Genomic DNA, 24340 nt, shown 5'->3' with positions numbered 1-24340 from the left:
CTCAGCTCGCCGAGCTGTCGAAGGAGAAGCGCGGGAACGCGAGCTCGCCCGCGTACCGGGCCGCGTCGCCGAGGGCCTCCTCGATGCGCAGGAGCTGGTTGTACTTCGCGACGCGCTCGCTGCGGGCGGGGGCGCCGGTCTTGATCTGGCCGCTGCCGACGGCGACCGCGAGGTCGGCGATGGTGGTGTCCTCGGTCTCGCCCGAGCGGTGGCTCATCATCGTCTTGTAGCCGTTGCGGTGCGCGAGGTCGACGGCGTCCAGGGTCTCGGTCAGCGTGCCGATCTGGTTCACCTTCACCAGCAGCGCGTTCGCGGCGCCCTTGACGATGCCCTCCTCGAGGCGGTCCGGGTTGGTGACGAACAGGTCGTCGCCGACGAGCTGCAGCTTGTCACCGATCTGATCGGTGAGGGCGACCCAGCCCTCCCAGTCGTCCTCGTCGAGCGGGTCCTCGATGGACACCAGCGGGTACGCGGTCAGCAGCTCGGCGTAGAACGCACCCATCTCGGCGGCGGTGCGGTTCTTGCCCTCGAACTTGTAGCCGGTGCCGTCGGTGTAGAACTCGGTCGCCGCGACGTCCAGCGCCAGGGCCACGTCGGTGCCCAGCTTCAGGCCGGTCTTCGCGATGGCCTCGCTGATCAGGTCGAGCGCTTCCTTGGTGCCCGCGACGTCGGGGGCGAAGCCGCCCTCGTCACCGAGGCCGGTGGACAGGCCCTTGGCCTTGAGCACGGACTTGAGCGAGTGGTACACCTCGGTGCCCCAGCGCAGCGACTCCTTGAAGGTGGCGGCGCCGATGGGCGCGACCATGAACTCCTGGACGTCGACGCCGGTGTCCGCGTGCGCGCCACCGTTGAGGATGTTCATCATCGGGACGGGCAGGACGTGCGCGTTCGGGCCGCCGACGTAGCGGAACAGCTCGAGGCCGGAGGACTCGGCGCCCGCGCGGGCGACGGCCAGCGACGCGCCCAGCAGCGCGTTGGCGCCGAGGCGGGACTTGTCCGGGGTGCCGTCGAGGTCCAGCAGGGCCTGGTCGACCACGCGCTGCTCGGTCGCGTCGATGCCGATGATGGCCGGGGCGATCTCGCCGAGCACGGCCTCGACGGCCTTCTCGACACCCTTGCCGCCGTAGCGCTCGCCGCCGTCACGCAGCTCCACAGCCTCGTGCTCGCCGGTGGAGGCGCCCGAGGGCACCGCGGCACGCGCGAAGCTGCCGTCGTCGAGCAGCACCTCGACCTCCACCGTGGGGTTTCCCCGGGAATCGAGGATCTCGCGAGCTCCGACCTGCTCAATGATGGCCACGGATGGTTCTCCTTCTGGCGGCGTTTCCAGTAGACAATTTCGCTACATAGTGCCAGGTCTGAGCCTAACGGCAGCAACCGGCCATGTCGTCGCGCCGCGCGGTCACGGCCGGACCCGGCCACATGTCACAGCGGACCCGGCCACATGTCACGGCCGGGTCCCCACCGAGTAGGCGGCCGCACGGTCGCGGACGTCCATGAGGTACTCGCCGGACAGGTTGTAGGCCATCAGAGCCCGCTGCCAGCCCTCCGCGGTCGACAGGTCGCCCCCGCGGGCGCAGAGATACCGCGCCGCGGTCAGCGCGGCATCGTCGATGTTGTCGGGGTCCGCGATTCCGTCGCCGTTTGCGTCGACGCCCCACCGCTTCCAGGTCTCGGGAATGAACTGCAGCGGGCCCATCGCGCGGTCGTGCACCGGGTCGCCGTCCATCTCGCCGCCATCGGTGTCCGCGATCTCGGCGACCCCTGGTCCCCCGTCGAGCGGTATCCCCCGGATCTGCGGGCTGACGTCGCCGGTCGGCGCGACGGAAGAACCGCGGTAGGTGCCGTGCCTGCTCTCGACGCTCGCGATGCCCGCCACCGTCGTCCATCCGATGCCGCACTCGGGCCGGGACTGTGTCATCACCGCGGCCGCGTAGCCGTAGGCCTCGAGCGCGGTGACCGAGATACCGAGGGTGTCAGACTGGCCGGCGGCCCAGTCCCGCAGCTGATCGGCGCTCCGGCCGAGCGCCTCGATGTCGATCGGCGGCACGGCCGAACCGGGACCCGGCGGGATGCCCTGGGGGATGGCGATCCGGGGCTCTCCGCTGCACGCCGCCACCAGGGCAGCGCACGCCACAGCCACGGCCGCCGGGACCAGGAACGCGCTTCGGATTCGATTCACCCCGTCCATCATCCAGATCGGCGGGCGCGTCCTCGCTCAGCCCTGGCCATACGGCGTCAGTAAGCACCATCCGGCCGCAGTACCGCCCCCGCCGTCTTCCACAGGATCATGACGTCCAGTGCGATCGACCAGTTCTCGACATAGCGCAGGTCCATCCGCACCGACTCTTCCCAGGACAGGTCACTGCGGCCGTTGATCTGCCACAGGCCGGTCAGGCCGGGTTTGACGAACATGCGGCGCCGAACACCGCCGTCGTCGTATCTCTCGAACTCGGAGACGAGTGGTGGCCGGGGTCCGACCAGCGACATCTGCCCCGCCACCACGTTGAGCAGTTGGGGCAGCTCGTCGAGCGAGTATCTCCGAATGACGTGACCAACCCGGGTGACCCTCGGGTCCTCACGGATCTTGAACAGCACACCGGCACCCTCGTTGGCCTCGGCCAGGTCGGCGAGCCTGTCTTCGGCGTCACGCACCATGCTGCGGAACTTGAACATCTCGAACTGCGTGCCTCCCCGGCCGACGCGGGTCTGTTTGAACAGTGCAGGACCCGGACTCGTCAGGCGGATCGCGCACCCGATGGCGACCAACGCCGGGGCGATCACGATCAGCAGCCCCAGCGCGAGCACCCGGTCCATCACTGTCTTGACGAACCACGCGGGCCGGGTGAAGTTCGGCGCGCTCAACTGCAACAACGGCATCCCGGAGACAGGGCGAATGTGTAGCCGCGGCCCGACGATGTCCATCAGGGCAGGCGCAATGAGCAGATCCGCTCCCGTCCCCTCCAGGTCCCAGGCGAGCCGCTGGGTACGCATCGGCGACCAACCGGTGGACGGAAGTATCGCCACGGCCTCATACCCGTGTAGGGCCACCAGGCCGACGATGTCGCGGTCGGTTCCGACGACGGGCACGTCCTCGATCGCGAGCGGGAAACACGTGGCGCGATCGACATCGGCAAGGCACACGGCCTCGATCTCCCAGCCCGCGTAGGCGGCTCGACGGGTCCGCTTGATGAGTTCTTGAACCGAGTCGATGTCCCCGGCGACCAGCACCGAGCGCAAGAACGCGCCGGATCGCCTGCCGCTGTGCAACCACATCCGCAGGACATACCGCCCGAACAGGGACAGGACCGCGGCGAGGGGCAGCACCCCGAACACCCATGACTGGCCCGCCGCCGTCCCCATCGCATAGCCGACCAGCGACAGCGCGGCGATCACGACCACGTACGCGGAGCCGATCCGCCTGAACTCCTCCGCCCCGGAGCCGAGCACCCGCGGGTCCCACGCGTGTGTCATCGCCAACGCGATCAGTGCCGTCAGCGGAACAACCAGTGCAACAGCGACATTGGACGGCGACGCCAGCACCGAGTCGTTGTGATAGATCAGCGTGACCACCGCATCCGCAGCCAGAAGGCTCAGACAGTCGGAGGCCAGGGCAGCGCGGCCGTAACGGCGCTCCCAATCCGGGCGGACCGGGACCGGGGCTGCGATCAGAGGGCCGCCTTGGCCCGCCTGTCTGGATCTTCGGGCGCACTCGGCGCACAGGACGTTCGCCGATTGCGCCGGCGGGGCAGATCCGAACTCTCTTTCTACGGCACTTTCGCAGTCGCACATGGGCAGGTCCAAACTCGAGAGTCAGGCCGTTCACTCCCCAACTGGCTGACCTGACCTCAAAAACATACTGCAGGTCCGTTATCGTTCGCAATGGTGAACCTGTTCCTTTTTTCTACCAAAATCGGGGGTGTCGGGTCTATTTCTGCCCCGGGCCGGTGACCGCTGCCAACCACGGCTGGATCGCCCCCACACGGAGCAGGTCACCCGCCTGGTCGGCCGGCAGCGGATGGCTGAACAGGAACCCCTGAGCTCGGTAGCATCCGAGCTCCAGGAGGGTTCGCGCGGCGGACACCGTTTCCACACCCTCGGCCACCAGGTCGAGGTCGAACGACTTCGCCAGGCTGACAATCGATTTGACGATCGCGAGATCGCCCCGACTGTGGCCGAGATCGCGGATGAACTCCTGATCGATCTTGAGGACATCGACCTTGAGCTGCTTGAGTTGCGCCAGCGCACTGAAGCCGGTGCCGAAGTCGTCGATCGCGACCCGGACCCCCAAGTCGGACAGCGCCCGCAGCGTCACCCGGGTTCGATCGAGATCGCTCACAACCGCGTTCTCGGTGATCTCCAGGCACACGCTCTGGCCTGCGATCTGGTACTCCTCCAGGACCTGAGCGGTCCCTTCGAGGAAGTCGAGGCCAACCAGTTGTGCCGGGGACACATTGACCCTCAAGCACAGGTCGAGGTCGGCGATCTCGGTTCGCCACCGCGCAAACTGTCGGCAGGCGGTTCGAAACACCCAGGTGCCGAGCTCGGAAGCGAGATTCGTCGACTCCGCGACCTCGATGAACGAGGCCGGCAGCAACAGTCCGAGTGCCGGGTGGTCCCATCGCACCAGCGCTTCGACCGCGAGCACCTTGCCGTTGCGCATGTCGACCTCCGGTTGGTACACCAGGTACAGGGAGTCGTCATTGATCGACGTCCGGAGACTCAGCTCGATGACGGTGCGGTTCTCGAACTCCGCCCGCATGTCCTCGTTGAACGTCGCGATGGCATTGCCGCCCTCCGCTTTTGCCGCCAACACGGCGTGATCGGCCTGCCACAGCAGATCCGCGCCCGAGCATTGCCCCGGCGTCCCGACCGCGATTCCGAAACTCGCACCACGGCTCACCGACACGCTTCCGAGTCGGACACCCTCGTTGACGATGTCGTTGATCTGCGCCGCCTTGACGCGGGCCGCCGCGAGGTCGACTTCCCCACCGAACACGATGACGAACTCGTCCCCGCCCAGCCGGGCTACGAGGTCCCGATCATCGACGTACCCGCGTAACCGACCGCTCATCTCGACGATGAAGGCGTCGCCCGCGGTATGGCCCAGGAAGTCATTGAGAGATTTGAGCCGATCCAGGTCGAAGAACAGGATCGCGACCGGTCCCGGCATCCCGCGCGCCATCCGGCGCTCCAGGCACTCCACTAGAACGCGCCGGTTCGCCAGGCCGGTCAGCTCGTCGTGGTCGGCCGTGTGCCGGATCTGCTCCTCGGCCCGAACCCGTTCCTGAACCTGTGTCAGCAGCGCCGCGATCGCCTTGAGCACGTTCACTTCCGCGGTACTCCACTCACGGTCCCCGAACTTGACGAACCCCAACGTTCCGGTTGTGACCTCCCCCGACAGAAGCGGCACCGCGGCGAGGGTGACCTGGGGCACCCCCGTACCCTTGGCCACCAGGTCCTGATACTCGTCGCTGTCCTGGCCCGGGTGTACGAATCCAACCTCTTTCAGATGCTCCGCCCTGGCGAAGTCCGGGTCGGCGTCGGCGAAGTAGACGATGGCGAGCGGATCGGGATCGGGAACGAACGGCCGCTTCGGCCACTCGGCGACGAGGATCGTCGCGCGGATCTCGTGGTCGTTGCGCCTCAGGAAGCAGACATCGAGTTCGAAGTAGTCGACCAGATCGTGAAGTACCTGCTCGGCCGAGGCCACCCACGTCCCGGCGTCGGTGGCGGTCAACCGCGAGGCGACGGCGGTGACCAGTTCCTCCAGACTGTGTACTGACACGCGCGCTCCCTCAGCCCTTTGTGCGCCCGGTGGCCGGGCCCAACACAGACGGACGGCGGCGACTGCGAACCGTTGCGCGGGGAGCGTGGCTCAGCCGCACGATCAGGGCGAACACCTCGCCCGACGTCATGCCGAACAACTCCCGCAATACCCGTCGCCCCTCGGACAGCTGCCCGGCATAGGCCGGAGCCAGTTCATCCAGGTCGGCCCCGTCCACTCCGTAGAGGAAAACCGGCGCGATCGGCTGCACTGCCAATCCATGGTCCTCGGCGCTGATCCAGACGCTTTCCACCGCGGACCCACCGCAGACGAAGTCACGGGGTTCGCACCCGCTCACGACAACCGCCGCGAGCGCGGAACTGGACACGACCCGGTCCCGGGTGACGGCGCCGAGAGCCCCACCCAGGTCCCATTCAGCCAGGTGTGTCATCACATCGGGCCTGCTCACGATTCCGATCGTCGACAGTTCGGCGTCATCGAGCTCGAGCGACCGGATGTCGATACCCGTGTCCAATGGGTCCTCGGGCCAACGCAGCTCGCCGAACATCTCGCGGTGCAGTCGAGGGTCGAGAAGTCGCACACGCTCCGAGTCCGCGAACACCTCGGCGGCCGCGACGATGTCACGCAGATCGGTGACCATGGACAGGCGCGCGCCCTCGGCCCGCGCCGCGCCCGCCAGTGCCAGTTCGGTCTCGGGGGCGATGGGCGCGGGCACCCCGACATGGCGGTTCGTCGTACGACGAAGCATGCCCTCGTAGCGTCGGGCGAGTCGGTCGTCGGACCCGTCGCCGAAGGTCATGGTGGCCACCAGAGTCGGCCCGTCGCCGCCGCCGAACAACTCGACCGGCCCGAGCTTGCCGTGTGCCGCGGCAGCCACCCTGGCGTTGAAGAGCGCCGCGCCGAGCGCCACGTAACTGGCACGGAGCTGTACGTCCATCGTCGTCGTCCGGCCGGGATCCAGATACAGCCGGAGCCCACCGTCGTCGGCGTGCACCGCCCAGGGCTGTGCGTTGCCCCCCGAAGGCGCCCTGCTCACCGCGTGAACCATCGCACCGATGGCGTCGTCCGGCGGACCAGCCGCGGGCGTGGCCTCGCCGCACCCGAGGTCGCGGCCGACCATCGGTGCCCGCAACGCGTCGAGGCGCTCGTCCAGATCGATCCGGACGCGCCCGGACGGCAGCGACTGACCCAATCCGAACCGTCGCACGGCCGCGGCCAAGGCAGCACCGCCGAGCAGCACGTCACCGCCGAGCTGCGGCCATGTCGACACAGTGGTGCCGAGCTCGACCAGGGATGCGGCCATCCGGGATGAGATGTCCGCGGCTCCGAGGATCCGCAACGCCGGCGCCACCTTCCCCCTTGCCGACAATCCGGCCAGCGATTCCACGTCGACATCACCGAGCAGTCCGTGGAACAGGGGCCGGTCGGGCTCGAGGTCGAACCGTTCGACATCGACCAGGCCTCGGTCGCTGGTGTGCATCAGCACCGGGATCCGGCGCGCGCGGGCCCCTACCCGCACCGCGACCTTCATGTCCAGCGAGTCGCATTCCTCGATCACGAGATCGAGTCCCAGGAGGAACTCATCGATCGTGTCGGCGTCGACACCGTTGGGCTGCACCGACAACGCGAGGTACGGGTCGATCTCGGCGATCCGTCGGGCGGCGACGATGGCCTTGTTGACGCCGAGGTCGAGAACCGAGGCTGGTACCCGGTTCAGATTCGACAGCTCGACGGCGTCGAAGTCGGCGAGCCTGATCGCACCGCAGGTGCCTTCGAGGGCCAGCGCCAACGCGACCGCGTGGCCGACGCTGAGGCCGACGATCCCCACGGCGAGCTCCGTCAGCCGCTGCTGCTCCGCACGAGTGATCTTGTTTCGGTTCCGGTCGAGTCGCAGCAACTGGAACTCGGTTGGGCCGAGAACCCGGACGGCCGCCCTCCGCCATGGGTAGTAGGCCCAAGCCGGGGACTCATCCGAGTCCACCGGCGGGAGGATCGCACGAAGGCCCTCCTGCTGTGCCTCGAGTTCATCGTGGAATGTGGTGGCCGTCCTCGCGCGGAGGGTGGCGAGCAGGCGTGCGTCCTCGTCGCACCCGTCAACGAGCACGGTCGCCGCGTACTGCTCACGGGGCACTTCCATGACACGCTCCGAGCCTCAGATCGACCGGTGCAGCCTGATTGACTCATAATGGTCGTCCGCCCGCCGCGGTGAACGCAACCGGACGAATTCGTTCGCGCGCCGCCCTTGGATACGGCGGCGCCGATCCCACCACATCATGCGAGTGCGGTACCGGTCGTCGGGATACCGGGACGGCGGAATGTCTTGCGCCACCTCACCCCCGGACGACGCCCACAACTGCAGTACGTGCTCGGCCGCGGTCGCCAAGAGAAACTGGACGTCCAGTATTTCCATGGTGCAACAACCGATTCCGGCGAGAGAACGGGTGAGCGCGGGACGATGGGCGGCGCTGTCCGCCACCCACGCACCCTTCATCTCGACGACGCCGAACGGAATGCGATCGGAGATCATCGTCCGAACGGCGCCGGCCCCCGGTTGCCCCTCCCACTCCACGATGGCGTGCGCCTCGTCCGCACAGCGATACGGTCCCTGCGCCCGTAGCCCACCCGCCGCGGACCCGTCGGATGCGATGGCGACGAAGAACAACGCCGTCGACAGGCCATCGCGAATCCGCTCGTACTCCAGCGCCCTCTCGGCGCCGTACTTGCGGTAGCCGACTCGTGCACCGTGAAGATATGTCGACCAGAGCTCGGGCTCCGCAGCCGGGCATGCGGCAATGAATCGGCATTGCGACCACGGATCCCACAGACTGCTTGTTTCGATTTGATGACTGACCACCGCCGTTGCCGTGCAGACAGCCTGAGTTGCCATACCCATCGCTCCATTCCGGAGTCGGTCTGCCGACTGAGGTATGTACGACCAGCCGTTCAGCGATTTCGGCCGACTATCGCACTCGGCACCCCGGATTTCGCTTCCGACTAGCAACTCTTCTCGCTTGTGGCCCCTTTGTCATCACGCGGCCGATGCCCGGTCGACAAGAGGACCGAATCCGCTATGCGAGGGAAATGTAGAGTTCGACAGCTCTCGGCGCGCGAGTGATCTCGATCTCCTCGGTGAATGCGCGGTCGATCTTTCCCTCCTTGGCAGCCAGCTCGGCCTGCCTCCACACGTCCTCGACGGGATCACCGACAAGTCCGTCCGAGGTGAACAGCGCGAAGTAGCCGGCCGGGACGCGCACCACGACGTCACCGACCGCGAGCCCGTCGGTGCCGTCACACGGGTATCCGATCACCGCCACCACGCCGGTTCGATTCGGGACAAACACGGTGACGATCGCCGTGACCCCGCGCGCGAGGATGCGTTCGCGGGTGAACTCGATTAGCCCGCCGGACCTTTCGCCCGAGCCGATCTCGATATCCGGCAGGACCAGACCCGCGAAATCTTGGACGCCTCGCTTGACAATTTCAAAGCTCATGCCGGGGCCTTCCCCGTCGCAGGTCCGACCGATACGTACAGCTCGATGCGAAAGGCATTCGGATAGACCTCGAAATCGCCGGTGAAGGTGCGGCTGATCCGTCCAGATCCCTCGGCACCATGGATTTGCTCCCACAAGTCGGCCACCACGTCCGGGAATTCACCCAGCGAGACGAACCTCGCGTACCGCCCCGGGGGCACCCGGGCGAGCACGTGCCCACGCAGCACCTGATCGATCCCCGAGCACTGATATCCGACGACTTGCGTGTAATACGAGTCGTTTTCGGGTGCGTGATCGGTGTAGATCGACGCCAACGGCCCGGGCAGGTCCTCCTGCAGAACGCTCGACCACGCCCGTTCGACATTGCGATCCCGCAGGTCCCCGAGCGGACGCTTGGGACTGCGTACGGGGAGGCCCGCCACGAAGGTTTCCCCGAGTTCGACGAACTCGATCTCATCAGTCGTCCGCCTGTTCATGACGCGGATCCTCCCTGGAACGGGCCACCCGTGACGGTGGCGGCCGACTCCGTAACGCAGATCCACCATACCGCCGTCGCAACGCCGCGCCCCCGCTATCAAGCAGATGAGAAGCGGCCCCAGCACGCCGAGCGGGCCCTCCTGTTTCGGACCGACAGCACCGATTCCAGCGCCCCCGCCAGACGCCCGAGCGGCCATCTCCAAATAACCGACCCAGGGTCTGTTTTTCTCTTGATTGACGACTTTAGGTGTGGTTAGTTGAAGAGATCGAACCCATCGGGGCCGAACTGATCCATCTGTAAGACGTCCGCCTTGCGAACTCGTCCCTAGGTCGGGTTGATCGGAAGGACATGGCGTGCGCTGTCGACTCTGCTCTTCGAACCGCCTCCTGGGCATCCTCGATCTCGGCGCGACTCCGCCGTGCGAGAAGTTCCTCACGGCCGACGAACTCGATTGCCCCGAGCCGACCTACCCGCTGCATCTGCGGCTGTGCGAGGACTGCCTGCTGCTGCAGATCCCGGCACTGATCACACCCGAGGACACCTTCACCGAGTACGCCTACTACTCCTCGTTCTCGGACACCTGGGTCGAACACGCCCGTCGCTTCGTGGACGACGCGGTCGCCCGACTCGGACTCGACGAACACACGCTGGTGATCGAGGTCGCCAGCAACGACGGTTACCTCCTGCAGCACGTGGTCGCCGCAGGAATCCCGTGTCTGGGAATCGAGCCGTCGCACAACGTCGGCGCAGCGGCACGCGCTCGTGGGGTACCGACGATGACCGAGTTCCTCGACGAGCAACTCGCGGCCTCCACCTGTGCCGAGTACGGGGCGGCCACCCTCGTGGTCGCCAACAACGTGTATGCGCACATCCCGGACCTGATCGGTTTCACCCGAGCACTCCGTGCGCTCGTGGCGGACGACGGCTGGGTCAGCATCGAGGTCCATCACGCAATGAACCTTGTCGCACTCGGCCAGTTCGACACCGTCTATCACGAGCACTTCCAGTACTACACGCTGTTGTCCGCCGCTCGGGCACTCGCCACAGCGGGTCTCGCCGTCGTCGATGTCGAGTCGCTGCCGACGCACGGCGGATCGATTCGCATCTGGGCGCGGCCGGATGTGGCGGCCGATCAGCCCAGCCCGCGGGTGCGGGCGCTGCTGTCGGCCGAGGAGCAAGCGGGACTCCACGACACCGCCGGCTACCTCCACCTTGCTGGGCTCGCGCAAAGCGTCCGGCACGAACTGCTCCGATTCCTCCTCGATTGCCGCGACCAGGGCAAGACCGTCGTCGGGTACGGGGCACCGGGCAAAGGCAACACATTGCTCAACTACTGCGGCATCCGAAGTGACCTGCTCGAGTACACCGTGGACCGAAACCCCTACAAGCAGGGCCGTTTCACCCCGGGCACGCGGATACCGATCCTCGACCCCCGCCAGATCGCCAAGGACCGACCCGACGTGGTCCTCGCGTTGCCGTGGAACCTGGAACCGGAGATCACCGAACAACTCCGATACATCACCGAGTGGGGCGGCGAGCTGATGTTTCCGCTCCCCCGACTGCACCCAGCCGCGGCGTAGCCGGCACGACCGCTGAGATTCACGGACACCTCAGGAGGTGAACAGCATGAAAGTCGTCCTGTTCTGCGGTGGATACGGGATGCGCATGCGCAACGACCGAAGCGACGAGATCCCCAAGCCGATGCAGATGGTCGGCCCGCGCCCGCTGCTGTGGCACATCATGCGGTACTACGCTCACTTCGGCCACACCGAGTTCATCCTGTGCCTCGGCTACGGGGCCGCGAAGATCAAGGAATTCTTCCTCGACTACCACGAGGAGCAGTCAAACGACTTCGTGCTCCACCACGACCGAATCGATCTGCTGCGCACCGACATCAGCGACTGGTCGATCACCTTCGTCGACACCGGCCTCGAATCCGCCATCGGCGAGCGGTTGCGTCGTGTCCGCAAGTATCTGAACGGTGATCCCTACTTCCTCGCGAACTACGCGGACGTCCTCACCGACGCCCCGCTCGACCGCGTGATCGAGCGGTTCCACGAGTCGGGCGCTGCTGCCTCCATCCTTGTCGTGCCACCGCAATCGTCGTTCCATTGTGTCGACGTGGCCGAGAACGGCGAGATCAAGGAGATAACACCGATCAGTCAGTTCCCGATCTGGGAGAACGGCGGCTACTTCGTTCTCAGTCAGGAGATCTTCGACCTGCTCCCCCCTGGCGGCGATCTCGTCGCGGACGTCTGCCAACCCCTCGCCGGCCAGGGCAGGCTCTTCGGCTACCGACATGAGGGGTTCTGGAAACCCGCGGACACCTTCAAGGAACGCGCCGAGCTCGACGACAGCTATACCCACGGCATCCACCCATGGACCGTCTGGGAGACCCCACAACCGGTACAAAGCTCATGATCGACCTACACGCACTCAGCATCGGCGAGGTGGCATTGCTCGGCGCACACTGCGACGACATCGCCATCGGAGTCGGCGGCACCCTGCTCACCCTCACGACCGTCATGCCGGATCTCCGCGTCCGCGCCTTCGTCATGTCCGGCACAGATTCGCGCCGTGAGATCGAGGAACGGCACGCGCTGGCCGCCCTGTGCCCCGGCGCGGACCTCGAACTCACCGTTCTCGACATTCCTGACGGCCACGCGCCCGGGTACTGGGATCCGATCAAGACCGCGCTCGAGGCATTCGGGCGCGGCATCCGGCCCGAGGTGGTGTTCGCACCCCAGCGCGGCGACGCGCACCAGGACCACCGGCTGCTGGCCGAACTGGTGCCGACGGTGTTCCGGGACCACCTCGTGTTGGGCTACGAGATCCTCAAATGGGAGGCGGACACGCCCCAACCGACAGTGTTTCACCCGCTCACGGCCAGGGTCGCCGAGGAAAAGGCGCGGATAGTGCTCAAGCACTACCCGTCGCAGAAAGCGCACGACTGGTTCGACGAGCAGGCCTTCCTGGGGCTGTCGCGATTGCGTGGGGTGCAATGCCATCGACCCCATGCCGAGGCCTTCGTACTGGAGAAGTCGACCATCCGGTTCGGAAGGAAATGACGATGCGGGTCCTCGTCACCGGACATCAGGGCTACCTGGGCACGGTCATGGTTCCGGTGCTGCAGGCGGCGGGCCACGACGTCGCCGGTCTCGATTCCGGGCTGTTCGCGGACTGTGTCCTCGGACCGACCCCCGTGGATCCGCCCTCGATCAGGGTGGACATACGCGACGTCACCGAGGCGGACCTGGTGGGTTTCGACGCGGTGGTTCACCTTGCCGCGCTGTCGAACGATCCGCTGGGATCTCTTGCGCCCCAGATCACCTACGACATCAATCACCATGCGTCCGTGCGGTTGGCCAGACTGGCGAAGGCTGCCGGCGTCCGGCGATTCCTGTACGCCTCCACCTGCTCGGTGTACGGCTCGGCCGACGAGGGTCTGGTGACCGAGAGCGCACCGCTGCGCCCGCTGACCCCATACGCACAGAGCAAGGTCCGGGTGGAGGACGACGTAGCGGCAATCGCAGATTCCGGCTTCTCCCCTGTGTTCCTCCGCAATGCCACTGCGTTCGGATTCTCCCCGCGACTGCGCGCCGACATCGTGCTGAACAACCTCGTCGGGGTCGCGGTGTTGACCGGCGAGGTCCGGGTGCTGTCCGACGGGACACCGTGGCGTCCACTGGTGCACGCGCAGGACATCGCGACCGCATTTGCCCGCGCGCTCGAGGCACCGATCGAGAGGATCCACTGCGCCGCATACAACGTCGGCACCGAGACCAACAACGTGACGGTCGCACAGATCGCCGACGCGGCCGCTGACGCGGTGCCCGGTTCCACCGTGACCATCACCGGGGAGACCGGGCCCGACGCCCGCTCCTACCGCGTGGACTTCTCGGCCGTGCGGGCCGCTTTCGACGGGTACACGCCGCGGTGGAGCGTCGCGGATGGCGCGGTCGAGTTGTACCGGCACTACACCAGATGGGGCCTGTCCGAAGCGGATCTGACCGGGCGATACACGCGGCTGGCAAATCTCGAGAAGCTCAGGACGGCAGGGTTACTCGATTCCTCACTTCGGTTCCAACGGATCGAAGCCCGACATGGCTGAGCGCCGCCGGTCGACTCGCTCAGAGCGACTCCAGGAGTTGGGCCCATCCGCGCGCAGCGGCGTCCCTGACACTGACCAGCGACACCGGCAACGGCCACACGATCCCCAGGTCCGGGTCGTCGTAAGCCACAGCGATGTCCTCGGCCGGGTCGTGTTCACGATCGATCCGATAGCAGACGTCGGCGGTCGGCGTGAGCGCCTGGAAGCCGTGCAGGAATCCCCGCGGGACATACAGGTGTGCGAAATCGACGTCGTCAAGGGTGAACGACTGCTGCATCCCGAAGGTGGACGAACCACGCCGGATGTCCACCAGCACGTCGTGCACGGCGCCGTGTGCACAGCGGACCAGCTTCGCCTCACCTCGCCCCGACCTACCGTGCAGACCACGTACGACGCCGAGTGCCGATCTCGACTGCGAGTCCTGGATGAAGTCCGCTGCCCTGACCGCGCCACCACCGGCGGCGGTCCGAGCAGACAGCTCGTCGTCGAAGGTCCGCGCATCGAATGTTCTGGTGAACAGCCCGCGCTCGTCCCGGAACGGCTCGGGACGGAACACCAAAACGTCTGCCAGATCCGCGGTTTCGACGCGCATGTGGCCATCCTGCCGCATTCGGTCGGTCGTGACCACCGGTTCCCGACCCGAGGAGGACACGATGACCTGTAGGGCCTGCCCGGGCACCGAAACCGACCGCCTTCTCGACCTGGGGAACGTGCCGGCCGCTGATTTCTTTCCGCTCGCGTCGACTCCGGTATCGCCGGACGAATCGGCCCATCCCCTGGCGATGGATCTGTGCAAGCGCTGTGGACTCGCACAACTGGCAGACGATGACACGATTGCCGATGAACCCCGCGGGGTCGAACCGCAGGCTCTGAAAGACCAGGCGGTCGACGCCATTCGAACCGTCGGCGAGGCCGGTCGACTGATCGGCGACACGGTGATCGAATTCGGCAGCCCACACGGCGGCAGCTGGCTGCCCCTGCTGGCGGACCGGGGATTCAGGCGGCCGCCGATCGGCGCACGGGCGTCCGTGGTTCTCGACTGCTTCGGCATCATGCACGAGCCCGATCAACGGGCCGCATTCCTTCGCCGGGCGGCATCCACGGACGATGACGGAGTGCTGCTGATCCAGTTCCATTCGCTGCGCACGATCATCGAACACGAACAGTGGAACGCGCTGCGCCACGGGCACTTCGCGTACTACTCGCTGACCGTGCTGTGTCGGCTGCTCGCCGACGTCGGAATGGCCGTCACGGATGCTTGGGAGTTCGACCTGTACGGCGGCACCGTCCTGATCGCGGCTCGGCACGGTCGCGGGGCCGACACCGGCGCCACCGTCCACAGGATCTTGGATGCGGAAGGCGTTCTCGGGGTCGACCGGCCCCATACGGTCAGCCGACTGCAACATGCAGCGGACCGGCACTCCGACTGGTTGCGCGTCCTGCTCGAATCGATGGCTTACCACGACCGGCGCGTGTTCGCGTACGGGGCGGCTTCCCGGGCCATCGCGCTGTTCAGTCGAGCCGGGATCGACAGCAGGCTCATCTCGGCCGTCGCCGACGCCTCGGCATCGAAACAGGGCCGGCGGATGCCGGGGACCGACGTGCCCATCATCTCCCCCGAGCAGCTCCTCGCGGCCGATCCCGACTGGGTGCTGCTCACCCTCCCCGACCTCCTGCCCGAGGTGCAGCGCCAGCTCCCCGGATTGGGCGGCCGGTGGGTGGTCAACTGGGCCGGCGGCGACAAGCCGAGGACCCGGGAGCCATGTGCTCAGCAATCCGGCCGGGCCGGTGGGCTGACGAAGCGGACGTCGTTGGCTTCACGCGGCACGTGAGGCAGACTGGATGAGTGTGCATCCGCCGCCATGGCCACGACTGGTCGTCGATCAGGTCGCGGTCGATCTGATCGATCGCGAGTCCGCGATCTCACTGATCTTCGACGCGCTGACCGCCCCCGGACCGCTCGCCGTCGCTTCCGCGAACCTGGACCACATTCACCACTTCGGCGCAGGCGACTCGTGGGTGGACCGTCCGCCGGCCGTATCCGTGGACGGGCCGACAGCCGATCTGAGGTGGCTCACGCTGCTCGACGGCGTCCCGCTGGTACGCAGGGCGAAAACGCTGACCGGTCGTGACTGGCCGAAGCTGTCCGGCAGCGACCTCATCGAACCGATTCTCGAGCGCGCGGCGAGAGACGGTGCCCGTATCGGGTTCCTCGGCGGGTCCGTCGAAACACATGGGCGATTGAACGAGGCGATGGATGCCCGGTACCCGACGCTCGAGATCGTCGGGACGTGGGCACCCGATCGGTCCGAGCTGACCGATGTCGCGGCATCTGCGCGCCTGGCCCACGAGATCCGCGCGGCGGACGTCGAGATTCTGGTGGTCGCACTGGGAAAACCGCTTCAGGAGAATTGGATTGCCCAGTTCGGTGTCGGCACGGGCGCACGGGTACTGCTGGCCTTCGGTGCGGTCGTGGACTTCCTGGCGGGCCGAATCCCGCGGGCACCGCAGTGGGCGACGAACAACGGGCTCGAATGGGCGTGGCGACTGGCCCGGGAACCCCGGCGGCTGGGACACCGTTACCTGATCGAGGGTCCACCGGCGCTACTGAGCCTCGAGCGGATGTCACGAGCAGTCGCGGCAGGCTCGACGGTCCCCGCGCGCGCCGACGGCGCGCGCGGGTTGTTCGTTCCATTGGGCAGTCGCGCGGCGGTGACGATCGTCGTGGTGACGTACAACAGCGCCGCCTTCCTGCCGACCCTGATCGATGGACTCCGTGGTGCAGCACGGGAACACCGAATTCGGCTGATCATCGTCGACAACAATTCGTCCGACACCACAGTCGAGCTTGTTCAGTGCCAATCCGACATCCACCTCATCCGAACGGGTGGCAACCTCGGCTACTCGGGGGGTATCAACGCGGCGCTTCCGGTCGTCGATCCGTGTGATGCGGTGCTGATCCTCAATCCGGATATCGAGGTGCACCCCCACGCGGTCGGCAACTTGCTGTCCGCGCTCGATGATCCTGAGGTCGGGGCCGTTGTCCCGACGCTCCTCGACGACGATGGGACAATCTACCCTTCCCTGCGGCGTGAGCCGTCGCTGACCCGCGCGATCGGTGACGCGTTTCTGGGCAGCCGCTTCCCGTCTCGACCCGGGTTCCTATCCGAGATCGACTATCGCCCAGCGGACTACGCTATGGCTCTGGATGTGGACTGGGCGACCGGCGCAGCGGTTCTCGTGCGCTCCACTCTGGCTCGCCAGTTGGGACCGTGGAACGAGGAGTTCTTCCTGTTCTCGGAGGAGACGGAATACTGTCGCAGGATCAGGGATTCTGCGAATCGGGTGCGATACGAACCGTCGTCGGTCATGTCTCATCACGGTCGCGGCTCGGGGACATCGCCTGCCCTGGCGACGCTCATGGCGGTCAACCGGGTTCGCTACGTGCAGCGATACCACGGCGTCATCTACACGACGCTGTTCCGCTGCGCGGTTGCGTTGGCGGAGGGTCTGCGGTCATACGATCCCGATCACCGAAGAACCCTGGGTGCCGTGCTCTGCCGGAGGCGCTGGCTGGAACTCCCCCGCGCGGACAGACCCGCCACACAGATCTCGGGGAAACTGCGCCGAGGGTCGGTGGTCGTTCCCGCCTACAACGAGGCGACGGTGATCGAACGCACTCTCGCACCCCTGAGTCGGGCGGCGGTCGAGGGCTACATCGAACTGATCGTCGTGTGCAACGGCTGTCGCGATGACACCGCGGACATTGCCCGCACGGTACCGGGCGTCACCGTGCTGGAACTGGTCGACGGATCGAAGACGGCCGCCCTCAACGCAGGCGACGAGGCGGCGGCCCTGTGGCCGAGGCTCTACCTGGACGCCGACATCCAGATCTCGACAGCGGCGGTGCTCTCGGTTCTCGATCGGCTCGCCGACGGCAGCGTGCTGGCGGCACGGCCGGCGGCGCGCTACGACTACGACGGCGCCAACGCCATGGTGCGGAGCTATTACCGCGCACGACAACGTATTCCGCAGCACGGACAGGCCATGTGGGGTGCCGGCGTGTACGGGCTCAGCGCCTCCGGACACGAGCGCATCGGCACATTTCGCGATTGCACGGCCGACGATCTGTACGTCGACGCCCAGTTCGACGCCCACGAGAAGGCCGTGGAGGCGACCGACCCCGCAATAGTGACCACGCCCGCGAACGTACGGAGCCTGCTGGCAATCCTTCGCCGTAGCCACCGGGGAGTCGTCGAGATGGCTCGACCGGGCGATCACGGGCCCGCTCGCGGCGCCGGACGACAGGGCGCGGCTACCGCCCGCGCACTGTGGCGTTCGGTCCGTGGACCGCGGTCGGCCACCGACGCCGTCGTGTACGCGGCGATGGCGCTGGCCGCGCGGTGGGGCGCGAGACGTTCGACCTCGGGGGCGTGGGAGCGAGACGACAGCAGTCGTACGGATGCGTCGCGATTCCAGTTGGCCTGAGATCCAGGCGATGTCACCCCGGTCAAGCCGCACGTGTCACCGCTTGGATCCGGTAGATGTGGACCGCGTTGCCGTCGGCGAACCGGTCGCTGAAGGAGCCGTTCGTGATCGGGATCGATCTGTTCTCGTCAACGACCTCGGCGGTCGACCCGTTCCCGCACGTGAGCGTGAAGGTCGCATCGGTCGGGGCGTGCTGCCTGGACCCGGCCAGCAGCCTACCGAGCCACGGGTGGCAACTCATCGGATTCGACGTCAACGGCCGAACCGGATCGGGGCACCGCAGCTCGCTCGGGCACCGCGGGCCCGCTGGGCTCCACGCACATCACCGTTCCGATGACGGGGGCATCCGTCGTGCCCAGCCTCTCGACGGCGCGGGTGAGCTCGCGCCGCCGGGTGGTGCCGGGCACCACGACGAGCAGCACGCCGTCGGCGTACTCGCTCACCACCGAGGCCCCGACTGTGGGCAGGACGGGTGGGGCCGCGATGACAACGTGCGAGTACTCGAGGCGCAGCCGGTGCACCAGCCTGCGCATGCCGGCCGCCGCCATCAGGTCGCCGGGGTCATCAGCGCAGGAGCCCACGGGTAATACATCCGGCAGTCCGTCCAGGTGGCACCGGATCGCCTGGTCCGCCGTCGCCGACCCGGCGAGGACCTGAAGCAGCCCCGGGTCGGATTCGTCGGCGATCGCCGGACCGGCCGGATTCGCGTCGACGACGATCACCCGCCCGCCGCGCACCGCGAGTGCGCGGCCGAGGTTCGGCGCGACCGCGGCGCCGCCCGACTCCCCGGCCGCGCACGTCAGTACCCACACCCGGGCCCGCTCGGCGGGCTCGCCCGCCCCCCCGGCCAACGCCCGCAATCGGGTGCGTAGTCGGCGATAGCCCTCGAGGTCCTCACCGCCGGCCGGATCCGCGTGGGTGACCGAGCCGATCACCGGTAGCCCCGTCGCGGCGGCCGCCCGCTCCGACGTCCGGATCACGGGGTCCGTGCTCGAGCGCAGCCACACGGCCACCGATCCCAACACCAGCCCCACCAGCGCACCGAGCACGCCGAACGTCAGCGGCCTGGGCAGACCCGCCCGCGGTACGCTCGCCGTGGTGACGATGCTCGTGCGAATCTTCTGATCGTCCGTTCCGGTCGGGGACTCGAGCGCGTCCGTGTACGTGATGAACTCGCGCGCGACCGTGTCGGCGAGCAGTCGCGCCTGATCCGGTGACTCGCCGGTCACCGCGACGTCGATCACCGCCGTCCTGGGCGGCACGATGGTGGCGTTGACGTCGCCGGCGAGTTCCCGCGCCGATGTCGTCAGACCCAGTTCGTCGACCACTCGCTGAGCGACGGCCTCACTCGTCAGCAAGGCGACGTAGGAATTGACGCGACCCGACACCACCTGGTCATTCTCGTATGCGGACGCGGTCGTGGTGCCGTCGATGGCGACCAGCAGCTGAACGGTCGAGACGTACCCGGCCGGTACCACGAGCGCGCAGCCGACACCGATTGCGGCGCAGGCCACCACCACCGCCACGAACAACCTCCACCGCCGGCGAACGGCGGAGAGGAACTCGGAACCATTCATCACTGCACCTGCCCTTTCCCGGACCGAAGCAATCCGAAGGTGCCCGGATCGGATTCGCGGTCGAGAACCGCCGCGGTCACTGTCGGCCCGGGTAGGGCGGCGGCGGTCTCGAGCAGTTCGGTGTCCGTGGTGACACCGCGGCGCACCACGATCACCACCACGTCCGCGGCCGCGGCGATCACATCGACATCGGCGGCCGACAACGCGGGCGGGCAGGCGAGCAGCAGCCAGTCGTACCGCTCGCGGAGCTCGCCGATCATGGGGGGCAGCGCGGCGGAGTCGATGAGCGACGAGGGCACGTCGACCACGCTGCCCGCGCTCAGGAACGCTCCGTCCTCGCTGTCGGTCACCGCCGCGACGAGTGCGGTGCGACCGCGGAGAACATCCGATACCCCCGGGATCTCATCTACCCCAAGCAGTTCCGTCAACCGGCGGGAACGCAGATCCAGGTCCACCAGAATCAACGACTCGTGTCGCTCGCGCAGCAACGCCGCGAATGCCCGGCTTGCCGCGGCGGCCGCCGAACCCTCGTGCGGCTCGGTGACCGCGATGACCCCTCGATCGGGATCACCCATCACCGAGTGCAACCGGCGCCGAACGAGCCGGGCGTCCTCGGTGACGGCCCCCGTTGACCGGAGGTCGATCGAACCGAGCACCGGTGCTCCGGCGATGCGGGCGGCGTCACGCGGGTCGCGGACCGCGCGATCGAAGATCGACCGCACGACGGCACCCGCCGCGCCGAGGACGGTCCCGATCAGGATTGCCGCCGGCAGCACCACGAGCGCTGGTACACCCCAGAATCGTGCCCGACTCGGCGGCCCTGGGGCATCCACGACCACGAGTTGGGCTCGGGGCAGCACGGAACCATCGACCGATTCGAGCACCCGCACCGTCTCCGCGAATTCGGACAGGAACACGGTCGCGGTGCGTTGGGCCTGCCCGGCGGACGAGGCGTCGACCGCGACATCGATCAGCACGGTGCCCGGCACGGCGGTGGCGGTGATGTGATCGGCGAACATCTCCGGGCTCACGTCGATGCCGAGGTCCGAGATCACCCGCGCCGCAAGGTCCGTGCTGCCTGCCAGTGCGGCGTAGGTGCCGGCGCGCTGCTGCGCGTACCTGTCGCCCCCGTCGACAACACGGCTGACGTCGCCCGGGGTCCGAATGAAGACGGTCGCCGTCGACCGATACAGCGGCGGGACGACGAGCAGTCCCACGACTGCCGCGCCCAGCGCCAGCAGCGCCCCCCAGGCCACCCAGCGCCATCGCTGACGCAGGACGCGAGCGTACGCGCGCACGGGTTGATGCACCGAGGTGCTCATCGTGCACCCTCCGCTCCGGAGGCAGCAAGAGCCGCCGCGAGCGCCGCGCCGATCTGCCGGTCGCCCGTGAGATTCGGGTGCACTCCGTCGGCGCCCAGCAGCGCGGACGTGTCACCCCCGGCAAACGGGGCCTCGGCGATCGGGTCCACGAAGCGGACGCCCGCGGCAGCCGGGTCGGACTCGAGACGGCGCATGAAGTCGTCATCGAAACCCACGTCGCCGCGCGGGTCGGCGAGGAATCTCGGTCTGATGAAGACGATCTCCGCCTCGGGCCAGATGCGCTTCGCTTCCCCGATGGTGAAGAGCATCGCCGTGAAGACGTCGGCGGCGGGCGGGAAGCGGTCGTTGCGGCCACCGTCGAGAACCACGATGTCGGGCTGATAGATCAATCCCAGCTTCTGGATGCGCTCGACGAAGGAATCCGATTCCCCGAAGTACTCGAAGTCGAACCTGTTGGCGGGGCCACCGCTGATATAGCCGGTCCCGGGAAACGCCGCCACGGTGCAGTGCCACCGGACCCGGGCCGCGGCCATGCACGCGTACGTCAACTCCTCCGATTCACTTCCCTGCGTGTAGGAGTCGCCGATGAACAGTGCCGACGGCGAAGGGTGTGGATCGGTGGACGGGCGCTGCGCGGTCATGGTGGGCCGGGGCCCCGCCGACGATTCCCCACCGGGGGGCCGGGCGACCACCGCCAGGCCGATCACGGTCACCGCGGCGAACGCCAGCAGGGCCGCATCGCACCACCGGATCTTCCTCACCGGCCCACCTCCGCCTGGACCCACGCCGCAATCGTGTCCGCGAGCACGGATTGCCCGGCATCCGACGGTCCCACGAGGTCGGGCAGCATCACATCCGCGGTCAGCCACGGGGGATCGATGGCCTCGCGGAACGGGATGCCCGCCGAATCCGCGACCCCGCGGACAGCCTCGGATACCCGCCTGACCGAGTCGGGCACCGGGGTCTCGTACCAGGTCGGGCCGACGACGAGGAGCCGGCCGCCGCCGAGAACCGCCTTGTCGACCACGGCGGCGGCACCCACCGTGATCGGGCCGGAATCGGGGAATCCGGTGTCCTGCAACCCGCCGACCACCAGGATGATGTCCGGGTCGGCGCCGTGCGCCCGGTCCACCTGATAGGTGAAGGCGTAGCCGCCCCTGCCGTCGGACGCATATCCGGCGCCGGGCAGCGCGAAGTTCGACACGGACCAACCGGTGCGCTGCGCCAGCAGCGTCGGCCACACCACCCGATTCTGGGTGCCGGCGGTGTAGTCGTCGCCGACAACCGCGATCCGCAATGGCTCGGGGGCGTCCGCGTCGCCCCGCAGCGCGATCGCGGAGGCCAGCGCGGCCGCGGTCACCGCCAGCACCCCGGCGATCACCGCCACCCGTCGTCGGGGCACGCGGAGCGGGCGGGTCACGACCGATCACCCGGCCATGCTCGTGTACGCCGCCACAAGACGGTCACCGACAACATCCATGCCGAACTCGCGCTGCGCCGTCGCCCGGCCGCGCCGTCCCATGTCCCGTGCCAGCGACCGGTCCGCGAGCAGGCTTGCGACCGCATCGGCAAGGGCGGGTACGGACGAGTCGACCACGATGCCGCTGCCGGTCCGCGTGATCATCGGGGCGAGCCCGCAGTCGTTCGACACGACGACCGGAAGTCCGACGGACATCGCCTCGAGCACCGACATCGGATACGGCTCGCGGACGGACGGCAGCACGTACACCGCGGCCGCAGCGATCCGTCGGGGGACGGATGCGGGGGTGAGCGCCCCCTCCCACGCGATGCGATCATCGCCTGCGATCGCCACGCGCACCGCCCCGCCCTCGCCGTCGTCGGGCCCGATCAGCGTGAATCGCGCGTCGGCGCCGCTGTCGAGCAGGATGCGCGCCATCTCGATAAAGGCGATCGGCCGCTTGCGACGATGCAGGCGAGCGGCGAACAGGACCTCCGGGGTGCCCGCTTCCGCACCGGCCGGGTAGGCGGGCACGCCGTTCCCCAGCTGCATCAGCCGCAGCGACTCCCCCGCGACCCCGATGAGCTGTTCGCGTTCGCGCGGGGTCAGGTAGAACACGGCACCGGCACTCCTGAGTACCTTGCGCACCCACACGCCGTCGACCGCGGGTGCAAGGAGGTGACCGGAGGGGACCACCATCCCGTGCGTCTGCAGGGCGTAGGGGATGCCGTATCGCCGCGCGGCCACCGCCAGCGGAAGCACGACCAGGTCACGCCCGAGGTGGACGTGCACCAGGTCGAAATCGGTGCGGTGGCGGCGAAACCAGCGACCGAGACCGGGTGCGCCGAGGCCGGCGAATCCGGTCCCGGGCAGCACTGTCCGGGCGGTGAACAAGCGGACCGGCACGCCGTCCATCACCGTCGGGGCGGCGGCATACCCGCGAGTTGCGGCCGCGAGGGTGACGGTGATGCCGCGACGGATCAGCTCCGCGCTCTGGTTCAGCGCGACACGGGCGGGTCCCCCGTACGCACCGTCGGGGCTGATCATCGTCACCACCTGCAGCACCCGCACGCGATTCAGCCCGATGTGATGGTCGACGAAGGCGGCCGAACGCAGGAGTCGGGCGGCACATCGGCCGATACCAGCGACATCGCGCCGACCACGGAGTTGGCGCCGACGGTGACTCCGCGCAGGATCATCGATCGCGCGCACAGCCACGCACCGTCCTCGATCACGATGGGGCCGTTGTCGTACTCGAAGATCGGCGACCGGCGGTCGTGGCTGCCCGTGCACAGGTAGGAGTGCGGAGAGATACACACGTCGGAGCCGATGACGATGCGGTCGACGTCGTAGAGTTCGGTCCCCGTCCCGATCCACGAGTCGTTTCCGATCGACAGCTTCCACGGCCACTGAACGGTCACTTTGTGCTTGATCAGGACGCCGGTGCCGACTTCGGCGCCGAACCAGCGCAAGGTCGCACACCGCAGCCGGTTGGGGCACCAAACCTGGGTGAACAACAGGGTGGAGGTCGCGACCCAGAGCGCCTGCGCGAGATATCCGCGCCCCTTGTCGTAGGAGCGGCCACGCAGCGGGCCCAACGGTCGTGTCGCTCGTGCGCCGGGCATTCGT

The 24340-nt window shown here is 67.8% G+C and carries 21 protein-coding genes; 6 read left to right on the top strand and 15 right to left on the bottom strand.

The genetic code is table 11. The annotated features are described in order from the left end of the window. Position 1 precedes the first annotated feature (1 nt). The 8 genes from eno to ACFQS9_RS12950 all read right to left on the bottom strand — a co-directional run bounded on the left by eno (position 2) and on the right by ACFQS9_RS12950 (position 9752). On the bottom strand, positions 2-1297 hold the full coding sequence (eno, locus tag ACFQS9_RS12985) for a phosphopyruvate hydratase (RefSeq protein ID WP_378405237.1): 1296 nt from the start codon (positions 1295-1297) through the stop codon (positions 2-4). A 147-nt stretch (positions 1298-1444) separates the two neighbouring features. Beyond that, positions 1445-2179 carry a lytic transglycosylase domain-containing protein gene (locus tag ACFQS9_RS12980; RefSeq protein WP_378405235.1) on the bottom strand — a complete coding sequence of 245 codons (735 nt, stop codon included), beginning with the start codon at positions 2177-2179 and terminating at the stop codon, positions 1445-1447. Positions 2180-2235: 56 nt separating this feature from the next. Then, entirely contained in the window at positions 2236-3585 is a 1350-nt protein-coding gene (locus ACFQS9_RS12975) for a sugar transferase (RefSeq protein ID WP_378405377.1), read from the bottom strand. 340 nt (positions 3586-3925) lie between these two features. Then, the gene (locus ACFQS9_RS12970) at positions 3926-5785 is read right to left on the bottom strand and encodes a putative bifunctional diguanylate cyclase/phosphodiesterase (RefSeq protein ID WP_378405233.1); all 1860 of its coding nucleotides are present in this window, start codon (positions 5783-5785) and stop codon (positions 3926-3928) included. A 10-nt stretch (positions 5786-5795) separates the two neighbouring features. Continuing rightward, the gene (locus ACFQS9_RS12965) at positions 5796-7922 is read right to left on the bottom strand and encodes an Rv1355c family protein (RefSeq protein WP_378405231.1); all 2127 of its coding nucleotides are present in this window, start codon (positions 7920-7922) and stop codon (positions 5796-5798) included. Positions 7923-7937: 15 nt separating this feature from the next. Then, a complete protein-coding gene (locus ACFQS9_RS12960) occupies positions 7938-8312 on the bottom strand; it encodes a hypothetical protein (RefSeq protein WP_378405229.1) in 375 nt (124 codons plus the stop codon). 541 nt (positions 8313-8853) lie between these two features. After that, complete coding sequence (locus ACFQS9_RS12955) at positions 8854-9276, bottom strand: hypothetical protein (protein WP_378405227.1); 423 nt, start codon at positions 9274-9276, stop codon at positions 8854-8856. Next, the gene (locus ACFQS9_RS12950; protein WP_378405225.1) at positions 9273-9752 is read right to left on the bottom strand and encodes a GyrI-like domain-containing protein; all 480 of its coding nucleotides are present in this window, start codon (positions 9750-9752) and stop codon (positions 9273-9275) included. Before ACFQS9_RS12950 ends, ACFQS9_RS12955 begins: the two co-directional genes overlap by 4 nt. Positions 9753-10107: 355 nt before the next feature. On the opposite strand from ACFQS9_RS12950, the gene ACFQS9_RS12945 reads away from it, so the two are divergent. The 4 genes from ACFQS9_RS12945 to ACFQS9_RS12930 are packed head-to-tail and all read left to right on the top strand — an operon-like array spanning position 10108 to position 13865. Then, positions 10108-11334 (top strand): class I SAM-dependent methyltransferase, encoded by a 1227-nt coding sequence (locus tag ACFQS9_RS12945; protein ID WP_378405223.1) that lies wholly within the window; start codon positions 10108-10110, stop codon positions 11332-11334. Positions 11335-11380: 46 nt separating this feature from the next. Continuing rightward, positions 11381-12175, top strand: coding sequence for a glycosyltransferase family protein (locus ACFQS9_RS12940; protein ID WP_378405221.1), 795 nt, complete (start codon positions 11381-11383; stop codon positions 12173-12175). Continuing rightward, positions 12172-12822: a PIG-L deacetylase family protein gene (locus ACFQS9_RS12935; protein WP_378405219.1), complete on the top strand. Its 651-nt coding sequence runs from the start codon at positions 12172-12174 to the stop codon at positions 12820-12822. The genes ACFQS9_RS12940 and ACFQS9_RS12935 overlap by 4 nt, the downstream gene beginning before the upstream one ends. A 2-nt stretch (positions 12823-12824) precedes the next feature. Next, positions 12825-13865 carry an NAD-dependent epimerase/dehydratase family protein gene (locus tag ACFQS9_RS12930; RefSeq protein ID WP_378405217.1) on the top strand — a complete coding sequence of 347 codons (1041 nt, stop codon included), beginning with the start codon at positions 12825-12827 and terminating at the stop codon, positions 13863-13865. 19 nt (positions 13866-13884) lie between these two features. Here the strand turns inward: ACFQS9_RS12930 and ACFQS9_RS12925 are convergent, their stop codons facing one another. Continuing rightward, positions 13885-14457, bottom strand: a complete 573-nt coding sequence (locus ACFQS9_RS12925; protein WP_378405215.1) for a dTDP-4-dehydrorhamnose 3,5-epimerase family protein — start codon at positions 14455-14457, stop codon at positions 13885-13887. Between the two features lie 61 nt (positions 14458-14518). Here ACFQS9_RS12925 and ACFQS9_RS12920 point away from each other — a divergent pair, with 61 nt between their 5' ends. Beyond that, positions 14519-15697 carry a transferase gene (locus ACFQS9_RS12920; protein ID WP_378405213.1) on the top strand — a complete coding sequence of 393 codons (1179 nt, stop codon included), beginning with the start codon at positions 14519-14521 and terminating at the stop codon, positions 15695-15697. A gap of 10 nt (positions 15698-15707) precedes the next feature. Next, a complete protein-coding gene (locus tag ACFQS9_RS12915; RefSeq protein ID WP_378405211.1) occupies positions 15708-18353 on the top strand; it encodes a WecB/TagA/CpsF family glycosyltransferase in 2646 nt (881 codons plus the stop codon). Between the two features lie 215 nt (positions 18354-18568). On the opposite strand, the gene ACFQS9_RS12910 is transcribed toward ACFQS9_RS12915, so the two are convergent. From ACFQS9_RS12910 to ACFQS9_RS12885, 6 genes are read right to left on the bottom strand one after another with little or no spacing between them, the layout of a single operon-like run. Beyond that, positions 18569-19930 carry a Wzz/FepE/Etk N-terminal domain-containing protein gene (locus tag ACFQS9_RS12910; protein WP_378405209.1) on the bottom strand — a complete coding sequence of 454 codons (1362 nt, stop codon included), beginning with the start codon at positions 19928-19930 and terminating at the stop codon, positions 18569-18571. After that, positions 19930-21252 carry a hypothetical protein gene (locus ACFQS9_RS12905; RefSeq protein WP_378405207.1) on the bottom strand — a complete coding sequence of 441 codons (1323 nt, stop codon included), beginning with the start codon at positions 21250-21252 and terminating at the stop codon, positions 19930-19932. The genes ACFQS9_RS12910 and ACFQS9_RS12905 overlap by 1 nt, the downstream gene beginning before the upstream one ends. Continuing rightward, the gene (locus ACFQS9_RS12900; RefSeq protein WP_378405204.1) at positions 21249-22013 is read right to left on the bottom strand and encodes an SGNH/GDSL hydrolase family protein; all 765 of its coding nucleotides are present in this window, start codon (positions 22011-22013) and stop codon (positions 21249-21251) included. The genes ACFQS9_RS12905 and ACFQS9_RS12900 overlap by 4 nt, the downstream gene beginning before the upstream one ends. Further along, positions 22010-22672 carry an SGNH/GDSL hydrolase family protein gene (locus ACFQS9_RS12895; protein ID WP_378405202.1) on the bottom strand — a complete coding sequence of 221 codons (663 nt, stop codon included), beginning with the start codon at positions 22670-22672 and terminating at the stop codon, positions 22010-22012. The genes ACFQS9_RS12900 and ACFQS9_RS12895 overlap by 4 nt, the downstream gene beginning before the upstream one ends. 6 nt (positions 22673-22678) lie before the next feature. Next, positions 22679-23758 (bottom strand): glycosyltransferase, encoded by a 1080-nt coding sequence (locus ACFQS9_RS12890; RefSeq protein WP_378405200.1) that lies wholly within the window; start codon positions 23756-23758, stop codon positions 22679-22681. Positions 23759-23787: 29 nt separating this feature from the next. Continuing rightward, a complete protein-coding gene (locus ACFQS9_RS12885; protein ID WP_378405198.1) occupies positions 23788-24336 on the bottom strand; it encodes a DapH/DapD/GlmU-related protein in 549 nt (182 codons plus the stop codon). Positions 24337-24340 lie beyond the last annotated feature (4 nt).

It is taken from the genome of Rhodococcus daqingensis (assembly GCF_042665615.1).
GTDB lineage: Bacteria > Actinomycetota > Actinomycetes > Mycobacteriales > Mycobacteriaceae > Rhodococcus_G > Rhodococcus_G daqingensis.
The sequence above is the reverse complement of the archived record's forward strand: the minus strand, read 5'-3'. Positions and strand labels throughout refer to the sequence as shown.

Coding starts and splice junctions, on each gene's coding strand:
- ACFQS9_RS12890 (WP_378405200.1), bottom strand. CDS start 23,758: ATGATCAGCCCCGACGGTGCGTACGGGGGACCCGCCCGTGTCGCGCTG.
- ACFQS9_RS12905 (WP_378405207.1), bottom strand. CDS start 21,252: ATGAGCACCTCGGTGCATCAACCCGTGCGCGCGTACGCTCGCGTCCTG.
- ACFQS9_RS12965 (WP_378405231.1), bottom strand. CDS start 7,922: ATGGAAGTGCCCCGTGAGCAGTACGCGGCGACCGTGCTCGTTGACGGG.
- ACFQS9_RS12935 (WP_378405219.1), top strand. CDS start 12,172: ATGATCGACCTACACGCACTCAGCATCGGCGAGGTGGCATTGCTCGGC.
- ACFQS9_RS12955 (WP_378405227.1), bottom strand. CDS start 9,276: ATGAGCTTTGAAATTGTCAAGCGAGGCGTCCAAGATTTCGCGGGTCTG.
- ACFQS9_RS12920 (WP_378405213.1), top strand. CDS start 14,519: ATGACCTGTAGGGCCTGCCCGGGCACCGAAACCGACCGCCTTCTCGAC.
- ACFQS9_RS12915 (WP_378405211.1), top strand. CDS start 15,708: ATGAGTGTGCATCCGCCGCCATGGCCACGACTGGTCGTCGATCAGGTC.
- ACFQS9_RS12925 (WP_378405215.1), bottom strand. CDS start 14,457: ATGCGCGTCGAAACCGCGGATCTGGCAGACGTTTTGGTGTTCCGTCCC.
- ACFQS9_RS12910 (WP_378405209.1), bottom strand. CDS start 19,930: ATGAATGGTTCCGAGTTCCTCTCCGCCGTTCGCCGGCGGTGGAGGTTG.
- ACFQS9_RS12960 (WP_378405229.1), bottom strand. CDS start 8,312: ATGATCTCCGATCGCATTCCGTTCGGCGTCGTCGAGATGAAGGGTGCG.
- ACFQS9_RS12885 (WP_378405198.1), bottom strand. CDS start 24,336: ATGCCCGGCGCACGAGCGACACGACCGTTGGGCCCGCTGCGTGGCCGC.
- ACFQS9_RS12930 (WP_378405217.1), top strand. CDS start 12,825: ATGCGGGTCCTCGTCACCGGACATCAGGGCTACCTGGGCACGGTCATG.
- ACFQS9_RS12940 (WP_378405221.1), top strand. CDS start 11,381: ATGAAAGTCGTCCTGTTCTGCGGTGGATACGGGATGCGCATGCGCAAC.
- ACFQS9_RS12950 (WP_378405225.1), bottom strand. CDS start 9,752: ATGAACAGGCGGACGACTGATGAGATCGAGTTCGTCGAACTCGGGGAA.